The 13053-nt window shown below is 36.3% G+C and carries 16 protein-coding genes; 15 read left to right on the forward strand and 1 reads right to left on the reverse strand.

Annotated features, from left to right (window positions below; genetic code table 11):
• Positions 1–438 precede the first annotated feature (438 nt).
• From AC1DIT_RS23705 to AC1DIT_RS23750, 10 genes are all read left to right on the forward strand, one after another.
• On the forward strand, positions 439–1749 hold the full coding sequence (locus AC1DIT_RS23705; protein WP_016114743.1) for an aspartate aminotransferase family protein: 1311 nt from the start codon (positions 439–441) through the stop codon (positions 1747–1749).
• On the forward strand, positions 1746–2444 hold the full coding sequence (gene atoD / locus AC1DIT_RS23710) for an acetate CoA-transferase subunit alpha (protein WP_016114744.1): 699 nt from the start codon (positions 1746–1748) through the stop codon (positions 2442–2444). Before AC1DIT_RS23705 ends, atoD begins: the two co-directional genes overlap by 4 nt.
• Complete coding sequence (locus AC1DIT_RS23715; protein WP_016114745.1) at positions 2429–3091, forward strand: CoA transferase subunit B; 663 nt, start codon at positions 2429–2431, stop codon at positions 3089–3091. The genes atoD and AC1DIT_RS23715 overlap by 16 nt, the downstream gene beginning before the upstream one ends.
• Before the next feature lie 15 nt (positions 3092–3106).
• Positions 3107–4375: a peptidase gene (locus AC1DIT_RS23720; protein WP_016114746.1), complete on the forward strand. Its 1269-nt coding sequence runs from the start codon at positions 3107–3109 to the stop codon at positions 4373–4375.
• Positions 4372–5226, forward strand: coding sequence for a putative beta-lysine N-acetyltransferase (gene ablB, locus AC1DIT_RS23725; RefSeq protein ID WP_016114747.1), 855 nt, complete (start codon positions 4372–4374; stop codon positions 5224–5226). The genes AC1DIT_RS23720 and ablB overlap by 4 nt, the downstream gene beginning before the upstream one ends.
• 220 nt (positions 5227–5446) lie before the next feature.
• Positions 5447–6838 (forward strand): sigma-54 interaction domain-containing protein, encoded by a 1392-nt coding sequence (locus AC1DIT_RS23730; protein WP_476998453.1) that lies wholly within the window; start codon positions 5447–5449, stop codon positions 6836–6838.
• Between the two features lie 209 nt (positions 6839–7047).
• Positions 7048–8466: a lysine 2,3-aminomutase gene (gene kamA, locus AC1DIT_RS23735; RefSeq protein ID WP_016114750.1), complete on the forward strand. Its 1419-nt coding sequence runs from the start codon at positions 7048–7050 to the stop codon at positions 8464–8466.
• On the forward strand, positions 8463–8735 hold the full coding sequence (locus tag AC1DIT_RS23740) for a YokU family protein (protein ID WP_016114751.1): 273 nt from the start codon (positions 8463–8465) through the stop codon (positions 8733–8735). The genes kamA and AC1DIT_RS23740 overlap by 4 nt, the downstream gene beginning before the upstream one ends.
• 72 nt (positions 8736–8807) lie before the next feature.
• Positions 8808–9023 carry a YozE family protein gene (locus tag AC1DIT_RS23745; protein ID WP_016114752.1) on the forward strand — a complete coding sequence of 72 codons (216 nt, stop codon included), beginning with the start codon at positions 8808–8810 and terminating at the stop codon, positions 9021–9023.
• Between the two features lie 164 nt (positions 9024–9187).
• Positions 9188–9850, forward strand: a complete 663-nt coding sequence (locus AC1DIT_RS23750) for a hypothetical protein (RefSeq protein ID WP_016114753.1) — start codon at positions 9188–9190, stop codon at positions 9848–9850.
• Here the strand turns inward: AC1DIT_RS23750 and AC1DIT_RS23755 are convergent, their stop codons facing one another.
• The gene (locus AC1DIT_RS23755) at positions 9851–10006 is read right to left on the reverse strand and encodes a DUF3930 family protein (RefSeq protein WP_016114754.1); all 156 of its coding nucleotides are present in this window, start codon (positions 10004–10006) and stop codon (positions 9851–9853) included. It abuts the gene before it with no gap.
• Positions 10007–10164: 158 nt separating this feature from the next.
• On the opposite strand from AC1DIT_RS23755, the gene AC1DIT_RS23760 reads away from it, so the two are divergent.
• The 5 genes from AC1DIT_RS23760 to AC1DIT_RS23780 all read left to right on the forward strand — a co-directional run bounded on the left by AC1DIT_RS23760 (position 10165) and on the right by AC1DIT_RS23780 (position 12963).
• A complete protein-coding gene (locus AC1DIT_RS23760; RefSeq protein ID WP_003197525.1) occupies positions 10165–10344 on the forward strand; it encodes a YozD family protein in 180 nt (59 codons plus the stop codon).
• Between the two features lie 124 nt (positions 10345–10468).
• Entirely contained in the window at positions 10469–10660 is a 192-nt protein-coding gene (locus AC1DIT_RS23765) for a hypothetical protein (protein ID WP_016114755.1), read from the forward strand.
• Entirely contained in the window at positions 10660–11481 is an 822-nt protein-coding gene (locus AC1DIT_RS23770; protein ID WP_016132764.1) for a serine/threonine protein kinase, read from the forward strand. Before AC1DIT_RS23765 ends, AC1DIT_RS23770 begins: the two co-directional genes overlap by 1 nt.
• Positions 11463–12218 (forward strand): sporulation protein, encoded by a 756-nt coding sequence (locus AC1DIT_RS23775; protein ID WP_016132765.1) that lies wholly within the window; start codon positions 11463–11465, stop codon positions 12216–12218. The genes AC1DIT_RS23770 and AC1DIT_RS23775 overlap by 19 nt, the downstream gene beginning before the upstream one ends.
• A gap of 82 nt (positions 12219–12300) precedes the next feature.
• The gene (locus tag AC1DIT_RS23780; RefSeq protein WP_016132766.1) at positions 12301–12963 is read left to right on the forward strand and encodes a phosphatase PAP2 family protein; all 663 of its coding nucleotides are present in this window, start codon (positions 12301–12303) and stop codon (positions 12961–12963) included.
• Positions 12964–13053 lie beyond the last annotated feature (90 nt).

Below are 13053 nucleotides of genomic sequence, written 5' to 3' on the forward strand. Positions count from 1 at the left end.
CCCTATGATTGAGTAATCATAGGAGGTTCCCTATGATTGAGTAATCATAGGAGGTTTCTTTTTGAAGGATTTGTCTAAATTTGTTGAAAAATATGACAGATAAACAAAATAAATAGGAAGGAAATTGACGGGAGTTTCGTCGAAGTTTACACAATGTCAGCAATTGAGCGAAGCTGATGGTATGGTGAAAAAATAATTAGGTAGTATGTTTTTTAGGCTTATTTTTTATAGGAGGGAGGATTTTTTTAAGAGGGGTAAAGGGTTTGGTCTTTTATTATATTTCTAAATTTTTATTTTCATTTTGATTTTTAGCACTCATTTGTATATTTTATAATAGTTTTTTGATAAATTCACTGCGTTTGCAGAGGATTCTTTTTTATGAAAGAAACGTCAATTTTCTTCATATATATATACAAATTGGAGAAATGGGGGAGCGCTATGCGCGATTACTTAATTAAGCCACTTGTTGGTCAGCCGTATCCGATGATTTCACATGGAAAAGGTGTGTATTTGTATGATCAAAATGGTAATAAATATTTTGATGGTTCGTCAGGAGCGATTACGGCAGGTATCGGACATGGCGTAACGGAGATTGCGGAAGTGATTAAAAAGCAGGCAGAGGAGATTGCTTTTGTGTATCGCTCACAATTTACGAGTGAGCCAGCTGAGAAGTTAGCAAAGAAGTTAAGTGATTTAAGTGTAGGAGATTTGAACTGGAGTTTTTTCGTGAATAGTGGTACAGAAGCGAATGAAACGGCTATGAAAATTGCGATTCAACATTTTCAAGAGCGCGGTATTCAAGGGAAACATAAAATTTTGTCACGCTGGATGAGTTATCACGGTATTACGATGGGAGCTTTATCAATGTCAGGGCATCCACTTCGTCGTCAGCGATTTGTGTCTATTTTAGAAGATTATCCAACTGTACCTGCACCGTATTGTTTCCGTTGTCCGGTGCAGAAGGTATATCCGACATGTCAGCTTTCTTGTGCGACTGAGTTAGAACGAGCAATTGATCGAATTGGTGCAGAACATATTGCGGCTTTTATAGCTGAACCGATTATTGGTGCGGCAGGCGGTGCGGTTGTACCACCGAAAGAATATTATAAGGTAATTAAAGATATTTGCAGCCATTATGATATTTTATTTATTGCCGATGAGGTGATGACAGGCCTTGGGCGTACAGGGGCATGGTTTGCGATGGAACACTGGGGCGTGGAGCCGGACATCATGACGTTAGGAAAGGGACTAGGTGCTGGTTATACACCGATGGCCGCGACGGTTGTGAGTGACCGTGTGATGGAACCGATTTTACGAGGATCGCGATCAGTTATGAGTGGGCATACGCTAAGTGCTAACCCGTTATCAGCCGCGACAGCTTTAGCGGTTATTGAATATATGGAGAAACATAACTTACCTGAAAAAACAGCTGAAAAAGGAGAATATTTAATAAAAGGATTGCAGAAAGTTCAGCAGCAATCGACAATTATTGCCGATGTGCGCGGAAAAGGACTCCTGATCGGAGTAGAATTGCAATCGTTTACAAAAGCGTCTGAGCTCATTTCAGTCGCGGCGAAAAACGGACTTCTTTTATATCAAGCTGTATCAGGGCAGGCAGGAAAAGAGGATAGTGCGCTGCTTGTTGCACCGCCGATGACAACTACATATTCTGAATTAGATGAGTTACTTGAGATTTTTGCGAAAAGTGTGGAAGAGATGATGCAAAAAGGAGGGCACAGTATCGTATGACAACCATTACAAATACATTTGGTAAATTAAAAGAAATTGAAGAGATTATGTCGTTGTTTCATGATGATATGACGTTAATGTTTGGAGGGTTTGGCGGAATTGGATCCCCTCCATCATTAATACAGGCTATTGCACAAAAAGGAATTAAAAATTTACATTTAATCGGAAATGATACGGGATTTCCAGATGTAGGAATTGGCCGCCTGGTAACAAATGAGCGAGTGAAATCATTAATTACTTCTCATATTGGTTCAAATCCAAATGCAGGAAGACAGTTAAATGAAGGACGATTACGGATTGAGTTTTCGCCTCAGGGAACGCTAGCAGAGCGAATTCGTGCAGGTGGAATGGGATTAGGCGGAATTCTTGTCGATGTTGGTATGGATACGATTGTAGAGGAAGGAAAACGAACAGTCGAAATGAACGGGAAAACATATTTAGTGGAAACGGCTTTAACTGCAGAGGTATCGATTGTATATGCGAAGAAGGCGGATCCGTTTGGCAATCTTGTGTTTGATAAAAGTGCTCGCAATATGAATCCACACGTTGCGATGGCTGGAGATATTACAATTGTTGAGGCAGAAGAAATCGTACCGCTTGGAAGTTTAGATCCTGAGGAAATTGTTGTTCCAGGTGTTTTTGTAAATTATATTGTGCCGTCGGAAGGAGTGAATTGGAAATGGGTATGGGAGTAGAAATACGAGATAAGATAGCAAGGCGTGCTGCGAAAGAAATTCAAAATGGAATGATTGTAAATTTAGGGATTGGTATCCCTTCTCTTGTACCTAACCATTTGCCTGAAGATATAGATGTTATGTTCCAGGCGGAAAACGGTATCGTTGGAATGGGCCCAACGCCAAGTAAAGGAAATGAAGATGAAAACTTGTGTAATGCGGCCGGATTGCCGACGTCACTCATTACAGGAGCAAGTTATTTTGACAGTTGCACGGCATTTGGAATGATTCGAAAAGGGTTGCTTGATGTAACAATACTTGGTTCACTGCAAGTAAGTGAAAAAGGTGATTTAGCAAATTGGATTGTTCCCGGGAAGCGTGTTCCTGGTATTGGCGGAGCGATGGATTTAGCGCAAAAAGCAAAGCGGGTCGTTGTTGTGATGAATCACGTTGATAAGTATGGAAATGCAAAAATTGTTTCAGAATGTACGCTTCCATTAACGTCGAAAAGGTGCGTGGATTTAATTATTACAGATATGGCTGTAATGGAAGTTACTTCTGAAGGTTTAATACTCCAAGAGTTAATGAGCCCTTATACAGTAGAGGATGTAAAACGAAATACGGAGGCATCTTTTCATGTGAGTTCTAATTTACTTGTGATTGAATGAGAGGAGCTAACAAATATGGAGCAATTAAAAAAACAAGTGTGTGATTATATTGAAAGTCATGAAGGAGAAAGTGTAAAGCTCTTAAAACGATTAATTCAAGAAAAAAGTGTATCTGGAGATGAGAGCGGCGCGCAAGCAATTGTCATTGAAAAACTACGTGARTTAGGTTTAGATCTCGATATTTGGGAGCCTTCTTTTACAAAAATGAAAGATCATCCTTATTTTGTATCTCCAAGAACGAATTTTTCAGATAGCCCAAATATTGTTGCGACGTTAAAAGGAAGCGGCGATGGAAAATCAATGATTTTAAATGGACATATCGATGTTGTACCAGAAGGTGATGTGAATCAGTGGGAACACCATCCATATAGTGGTGAAAAAGTAGGGAATCGCATATATGGTCGTGGAACAACCGATATGAAGGGCGGCAATGTGGCGCTTATGCTGGCAATCGAAGCGATTGTAGAACTGGGTATTGAATTAAAAGGAGATATTTATTTTCAAAGTGTAATAGAAGAGGAGAGCGGTGGAGCAGGTACTTTAGCAGCAATTTTACGAGGGTATAAGGCAGATGGGGTTATCATTCCAGAACCAACAAATATGAAGTTTTTCCCGAAACAACAAGGTTCAATGTGGTTTCGCTTGCATGTGAAAGGAAAAGCAGCACATGGCGGGACTCGTTATGAAGGAGTAAGTGCAATTGAAAAGAGCGTGTTTGTTGTTGAACATTTGAGACAATTAGAACAGGAAAGAAATGAACGGATTACAGACCCGTTATATAAAGAAATTCCAATCCCTGTTCCAATCAATGTTGGGAAAATTGAAGGTGGTAGCTGGCCAAGCTCCGTACCAGATTCGTTGATTTTAGAAGGAAGATGTGGAGTTGCACCGAATGAGACTATGGAGGCGGTAAAAGAAGAATTTGAAAATTGGATAGGGCAATTAAAGAATGTAGATCCATGGTTCGAAGAATATCCAGTAGAGGTAGAATGGTTTGGGGCAAGGTGGGTCCCAGGTGAATTAGATGAGGAGCATGCGCTCATTACAACGCTTCAAGATAATTTYGCTCAAATTGAAGGGGGAAGTCCAATTATAGAAGCATCACCATGGGGCACAGATGGTGGTTTATTTACACAAATCGCAGAAATCCCAACTATTATATTCGGACCAGGGGAGACAAAGGTAGCCCACTATCCAAATGAATACATTGAAGTGGATAAAATGATTGCCGCAGCAAAAATTATTGCATGTACATTACTAGACTGGTGTGAGGTGAAAAAATGAACTATTATGAATCATTCAGAGAACAGACAAACTACAATACTATAGAAGGAGTGCTAGATTATTTTAATAAACGTATTCGGGTAGATCATTATACAGGAAATGTAGAAAGTCTTATACGAAAAATAGAAGAGTTAGCAGAGAAGCATTCTTTCACCAAATGCATTATAAAAGGAAAGGGAGAGCATGTTTCGACGTGGCTCTCTTTTGGCTTTTTATTAGAAGCGACGATTCCACATTATTTTCAAGGACATGATGCGTACTTTTTCGTAAAATATCGTGATGATGAAAGACGAAATAGTATCCAGTGGATTGATGAGGACCGCATTATAGATGGTGTGAGAGAAAAGGAAGTAAAGGAGAAACAAGTTCCAGAGAAATTTGTACTACGAAAAGCGACAGAGGCAGACGCAGAAGAATTGGCAAGTGTATTTGGAAAAGTGTTTGAAATTTATCCGACACCGTTAAATGAAGCAGACTATATTGTTCAGACGATGAAAGAAGATACGATTTATTATGTGTATGAATCAGAGGGGCGTATTATTAGTACTGCTTCAGCAGAAATGAATGTGAAAGAAGGTAACGCAGAATTAACGAATTGTGCAACTTTACCTGAATATCGAAAGCATGGATTTATGAAAAGTTTACTCATTAAGTTAGAAGAAGAACTACAAGAGAGAGCAATCTTTTGTTCTTACACAATCGCACGTTCGCTTTCGTTTGGCATGAATGCAGCTTTTCATCAGCTAGGATATACATACACAGGAAGGCTAGCAAATAATTGTTATATTTTTGATAAATTAGAAGATATGAATGTATGGGTAAAAGATTTATCCCGCATGAATGGGGAGTAAGATCTTTACTTGAAAGTTTAGAATACCGGATTGTTGCGGGCTAATCATCAGTGGGGGATGAAGCCCCCGCTGATTAGAGTTGCACTTTATTACTTGTTGGCGGGAAAGTAATGATATGAGATAAATAGAAAAGTAGAACGGAATCGCAATGCTTATAATCGCGCACAGGGGTGCCGGAAATTCGGCATATAAATTGCTGGATTTTTAGCAAGAGGGGGGAATGACATTGCTGGCAGTTTCGACACAAGAAGTCATTGAAGCGATTTTGGGCAGTATTGATGAAGCGATTCATGCTGTGGATGAGAATGGTATTACAATTTTTTATAATACTGTTGCTGCAAAACATGACGGATCAAAGATTGAGAATGTATTGGGTAAGCATTTATTAGAAGCATTCCCATCTTTATCAAGGGAAACGAGTACACTTATGAAAGTTTTAAATACAAAAAAGCCGATTTTACATCAAGTGCAGCGTTATCAAAATTTAAATGGTGAAGATGTTTGTACTGTAAATACCACATTACCTATTTTTATAGAAGGTGAAATTGCAGGTGCTGTTGAAATCGCAAAAGATTACTCGACGATTCAAAAATTAACGGATACAATTGTTGATTTACAATCGAAAATGAAACGATCCTCTAGGAAGAAGATAACAAAAAAACACGTTGCTTTTAATACAATCGTGACGAATGATTCCCGCTTTAAACAAACAAAAGATTTGGCGCAAAAGGTAGCTCCAACAAATGCAAACGTTTTAATATACGGGGAAACAGGAACAGGAAAGGAACTATTTGTACAAGCGATTCATGAGGCTTCAAACCGTAAAAACAAACCGTTTATTGCCCAGAATTGTGCAGCTCTTCCAGAGTCCTTACTAGAAAGTCTATTATTTGGGACAACTAAAGGGAGTTATACTGGAGCTATTGAACGTGCGGGGCTATTTGAACTTGCAGATGGAGGGACATTATTTTTAGATGAATTAAATTCGATGCCTCTTGATCTGCAGGCGAAAATGCTACGTGCATTAGAAGATGGAGTAATTCGTCGCATCGGTGATAGTAAGACGAGAAAAGTAGATGTTCGCGTGATTACGGCGATGAATCAACCTCCAGAAGTATGTTTACGTGAAAATAAAATTCGTACCGATTTATATTATCGTTTAAATGTATTTTCTTTATATATTCCACCGCTTCGTGAACGAAAAGAAGATGTATTATTGTTAGCATCCTACTTTTTAAGAGACTATAATAAAGAATATAAAAAACAGGTGCTTCATATAGATGGTGAGACGAAAGAAAGGTTGTTAGCATATCATTGGCCCGGAAATGTAAGAGAGCTAAAACATACGGTGGAACATGCTGTAATTATTGCAGAAGGAAGTTCATTAACGGTTAGTTGTTTACCACGAACATTTCGAAAAGAAGTAGATTCAAAGAAACAGAAGAAAAGCATCCTTCCGCTACGTGAAGCACTTCATCAAACAGAAAAAGAATTAATTGATCAAGCGCTAATGGAAACAGATGGGAATATTTTGCAAGCTGCTAAATTACTAGGTATTCCAAGGCAAACATTGCAATCTAAATTAAATAAGTAYGACAAAACCGCCGAATAATCGGCGGTTTTTGTGTGTTTGCACCAATAAAAGAGCGTTTACATATACAGAAAGTAATGAATATTGTATTGAATAGGGAGCCATTTAAAATAAGAGAAAATATTTTTCCTTATATAATAGGGTATTTTTCGTCATCACTTATTGAAAATGTAGAGTTGGCATAATTATTGCTTATATAAATGGTGAGCGTAAAAAAAGGGGGAATAGCAATGTTACATGATGTATACAAACCAAATCGTCACTGGAAAGATATCGAATTATGGAAAGATGTTACAGAAGAGCAATGGAATGATTGGGTTTGGCAATTAACGAATACGATTAAAACGTTAGATGATTTAAAGAAAGTAATTAATTTAACACCAGATGAAGAAGAAGGTGTTAAAATTTCAACGAAAACGATTCCGTTAAATATTACACCGTACTATGCTTCTCTTATGAATCCTGATGATCCACGCTGTCCGATTCGGATGCAATCTGTACCGATTTCGGAAGAATTATATAAAACAAAGTATGATTTAGAAGATCCGCTTCATGAAGATGAGGATTCACCAGTTCCAGGTTTAACACATCGTTATCCAGACCGCGTTTTATTTCTAGTAACAAATCAATGTTCTATGTACTGTCGTTATTGTACACGTCGTCGTTTTAGTGGACAAATTGGAATGGGTGTTCCGAAAAAACAATTAGATGATGCAATTGCTTATATTCGTGAAACGCCACAAGTACGAGACGTTTTAATTTCTGGTGGGGATGGTCTTCTTATTAATGATAAAATCTTAGAATACGTATTAAAGAATTTACGCGCAATTCCGCATGTGGAAATTATTCGTATCGGAACGAGAGCGCCAGTTGTATTCCCGCAACGTATTACAGAAAATCTATGTAATATTATTAAAAAATATCATCCAGTGTGGTTAAATACACACTTTAACACTTCCATTGAAATCACGGAAGAGTCTAAACTAGCATGTGAAATGCTTGCAAATGCAGGTGTTCCAATTGGAAACCAAGCGGTTATTTTAGCAGGTATTAATGATAGCGTTCCGATTATGAAAAAACTGATGCACGATTTAGTAAAAATTCGTGTTCGTCCGTATTACATTTATCAATGTGATTTATCAGAAGGTATCGGTCATTTCCGCGCTCCGGTTTCAAAAGGATTAGAAATTATTGAAGGGTTACGTGGACATACGTCTGGTTATGCGGTCCCAACGTTCGTTGTAGATGCACCAGGAGGCGGCGGGAAAATTGCGCTTCAGCCAAATTATTTAATTTCACAAAGCGCAGATAAAGTTGTTCTTCGTAACTTTGAAGGTGTTATTACAACATATCCAGAACCAGAAAACTATGTACCAGGAAGAGCGGAAGGTTACTTTAAAGAGATTTATCCAACATATGAAGAGAAACGTTCGGATATTGGTGTAGCAGGATTGATGAGTGATAAGAAATTTAATCTTGTTCCGGATGATTTACAACGTATGAATCGTCGGAAAGATTATGAAACAAATGAAACACATTCTTCTTTAAAAGATAAACGAGATAAGCGTGATCAGTTAAAAGATAAAAAGTATCAAGCTCAAATGTCGAAGTTAGAAGATGGCGAAAAAGCTGAGGGTGACGCAGTATGAATTGTATGTGGTGTGACAGTACAGAAGCAAGAGATAGTCTGAATACTGTATATTGGGAATTGCCAGATGGTACAAAAGCCATTGAAATTCAAAAGACACCATGTATTTCTTGTTCATCATGTGGAATGGACTATCAGCCTGATCATGTTGTAAAAGAAATAGAAGATCAGTTGTTTTTAATTTATACAAAAGATTTACCAAAACAATTGACATATGAAGAATTAATGGAACGTCCACGTCTCCTAAAGAGAAATTATTTCGACTTTTAACCAGCGATTATGCTGGTTTTTTTCTTTTTACCCTTGTATAATGTATCCAAGTTAGAAAGGTAGGGAATATTTTTGAAAAAGTCATTTTATCACTATATGATGAAGCATCGTGCGTCTTTAATCAGAAATGAAATATCAGATTTAGCTGAAGCTATGTACGATGATTTAAGTTTTCCGAAGCAATCAGAAGATTACGATGAAATTAGTTCGTATTTAGAATTAAGTGGATTACTAGGCAGTATGTCTATTTTTGATGAGGCGTGGGAGCTATACATACAAGAAAGATAACGATTAAACATATACAAATATATCTGTATTGGTACATCACTCTATAAAAAGTGATGTATTTTTTTATTGAAAATTTTTTTGAATATAAGCTGATATGATAAGCGTTTTTCTGCCGTTTGCATATACTGGTATCAAAATCACGACTTTAAAAAGGAGAGATATAAATGGCAAGAAAAAAACAACCTAAATATAATGTAGGAGATATAGTCGTGATTACGCTATATGGAACCGTTGGTAAAATTACAAATATGAAAATATTAGATGGTGTTTATGTATATGAAGTTAATAATCATGATGGATATTACGTGGAACAAACACTTCAACATGTCACGGAACAAGAAATGAAAAAAGGTGAAACAGAATGGATTGAATTACACTATCATTTTACGTTCGGTGATCTTGTGCAAGTTACGGGATATGATAAAGATGTTTTTCGTATCGTTGGGTTTCGCACAGAGGTGTGGCGGTATAAAAATGATGCCTGGGAAGATACAATATATGAATTATCAAGAATTACAGATGGTGAGTGGTTAGAGGCTGATGAATCAGATTTAACTTTGCTTGCGAATGCACAAACTGCTAATGCAATCTTGAAAAAAATGAAACAAGATAAAGCCGGAATGAATAAATTAGATTTAGGAAAATTGAAGTCAATAAACAACTCAAAAAAGGTGAGTATTAAAACGAGTAGACAAGAAATTATTGATGGATTATTAGATATTTACAATGACTATCAATTATTATACGAAACATTTCAAGATGAAGAATATAAAATTGTTATGGATGTCGTCCATAATTATTTAGTTAAATTAACAGAGAAAAAATAGTTAGAAAGCAAGAAGAAATTGAACAAAAATATATATTGTGTACGGTATACCTACAATAGTTAAAAAAATAATAAGCCCTTTAATGATAGAGTCTGCCCATTTATCTTCATGCATGAACTCTTCTTTTCTTTGCTCTACTTCATATTGGTATTCCATTCGTATTTCCCCCTTCAAATAGCTTGTACTACATCGTATGTTGCAAGGTGAAAGGATATGACAGACAAGTATGATTTGGAAAAGAAAATCTATTTTTCTAATCTCGTATACATAATTTTGAAATTTCTTCATAAAACAGAAATAAAGGGGTGATGCTCATGAAGGAAATTGAAGTCGTAATTGATACGGAAGAAATTGCGGAGTTTTTTTATGAGCAACTAATTGAGAGAGGGTATGTACCAAAGCGAGAAGAGATTGAAGATCTCGCTGATATTACATTTGAGTATTTACTAGAAAAATGTATGATTGATGAAGTGTTTGATGAGGATGAAGGGTGAAAGTAACGACGGGATCTACTCGTCGTTTTTTACATTTCAAAATTCTTTCTTTACAAACTTGTCACAAACATAAAACGTAATTATTGATATAATAAAAAGAAAATTTTAAACAAGAGGTGAAGGGATGTTCAAAAAAATTATTGATTCTTTACTAGGAAAGAAGAATAAATATCGTTCCTACTCAAGTAGTGATTATCGTCATAGAGGTCGTTCGTATTCAAGTAGTGATTATAACAAGAGGAGAAATTCTCATGGCTATGGACATCAGCATTATAAAAGAAAGCGTAAAAGCCGCAGCTTTTTTTCAAGTAGTTGATGAAATGGCGTGATATACTCGCTTGGTTTGATAGACCGCTGCGTATGGATACAATTGTCTCGCAGCGCTATAAAATTGAATCAGTAATTGGAATGGGCAGCTATGGCTTTACATATATCGTTTATGATTTGCAAACGAAAGAAAAAAGGGTTTTGAAACAGTTAAGACAAAGTAAGCAAAAATATATGTCAGGTAGAAGGTCATTCGCACAGGAGCAAGCGATTTTAGAGCAGTTAAATCATCCGGCAATACCGCGCTTATATGACGGCTTTATATGGAAAAAACAGCCGTTTTTTGTAATGGAGTACATGCCAGGTAAGAATTTTGAAGACTTCATTTTCAAAGATGGACATGTATATGAAGAGCGTGAGGTTTTTCAGATTTTATATAAAGTACTTGAGCCAGTTTCTTATTTTCATAGTAAAGGTATTATTCACCGAGACTTACGAATTCCTAACATTTTAATAAAAGAGGGGCAGATTAGTATTATCGATTTTGGATTAGCCAGATTTATAGAAGAAATCGATGAACGAGCATCTACCTATGAAGGAGAACAAGCCTATATGCGAGAAATTCACTATCGTAGTGATTTTTATGCGCTAGGCCACTTTACATTATTTTTATTATACTCTGGCTATGAATCTACTGCAAAAGAAGAAAGGCCATGGTATGAAGAGTTACAGCTAATGAAAGAAAACTGTGAGATTATTATGCGAATGCTACGGATGAAGCCTCCTTATTATGAAAATATACAAGAAGTTAGAGAAGATGTACGCCATGTATTAGAAAGGATGGGGGATACATGTTTCAAAAGTTTTTAGCAAGCGTTGGAATAGGAAATGCAAAAGTGGATACAGTTCTTGAGAAAGATGAATATCTAGTAGGAGAAGAAATTGTAGGTGTGGTTCATATTACGGGTGGATCAGTCAATCAACAAATTGAAAGCATTTATTTAACACTATCGACATCGTATATACGAGAAGTAGATGATAAAAAAGTAAGTGCTACATTCGATCTAGAACGAGTACGTTTAACCGAACCTATTGCGATATCTCCAAATGAAAAAGTAGAAATTCCATTTTCATTCTCAATGCCAATTGAAGTGCCACTTACATTTGGAATGAAAACGGTTTGGGTTCATACAGGTCTTGATATTAAGCACAGTATTGACCCGAGTAATCGTGATTACATTCAGGTGCTACCGAATGTGTTATTAAACAGTGTTTTAGATAGCGTAAAACAATTAGGATTTAGGCTTCGTCAAGCGGAGTGTGAAGAATTACCACGTCATTTACGTGCCAATATTCCATTTGCGCAAGAGTTTGAGTTCATTCCAGTTTCCGGACAATATTATGGCAAATTGGATGAATTGGAATTATTAATTTTACCAAGTGCTTATGATCGACTGGATATTGTTATGGAAGTTGATAGAAAAGCACGTGGGTTAGCAGGTTTATTTTCAGAAGCATTAGACTTAGATGAAAGAGTTGTTCGTTTTACTGTAACACGTGAAGACATTCCAACGATGCAGCAAAAAATTAACAGTTATATTTCTTAATAAATGATGCATAAAAAAGAAATGGAGAGGAAAACTAAAACAACCGCTCCATTTCTTATTTTTATATAGTGAGGTTATGTATGTGAAACGATATCGACATGTATACTTGTTAAGTACGTTACTCATTTGTTTTGTCGGATTATCACTTTCGTATCATACCGCTTGTGTTGAGAGATTTGATGATGTTATTTCCAAATTTATTCAAGGTTTTCGGAACGATTATTTGACAGCTTATTTTACCTGGATGTCTTATATTGGTTCAAAAAAAATATATTTTCCATTATTAATCATAGTTGTAATGTACTTTCTCATTCGAAAAAAGTTGTTAAGTGCGTTATTTTTAATCGTTAATTATTATGGATCCCGTTATCTTAACAGCCTCTTAAAATTATGGTACGAACGCCCAAGACCGGATGTCACGCAGCTTGTTACAGCTACAGGGTATAGTTTTCCGAGCGGCCATACGATGAATGCTACAGCATTTTTAGGGTTTATCGCCTATGTAACAATCACAGAACATCGTATTACACTGCATAAAAAGTTGTTGCTTATTTTTATTACATGTTTTGTTATATTTTCTATTTCTGTTAGCCGTGTATATCTCGGTGTCCATTATCCATCCGATATATTAGCGGGTTGGGCAGCGGGTGGAAGTTGGCTTGTTTTATGTATTATGTTTCATCAAGCATTCATCAAAAAAGAACCTATATCAGATTATCAAGACCTAAAAGCAAGAAAGCCTTAAAAAATAAAGGTGAGTACATATTAGTCATGTATAATATATACTTACCTTTATTTTCTTGTTACGCTAACATATAAATTAGTAATATAAGAA

This window comes from Bacillus sp. 05T22 (genome assembly GCF_056396765.1).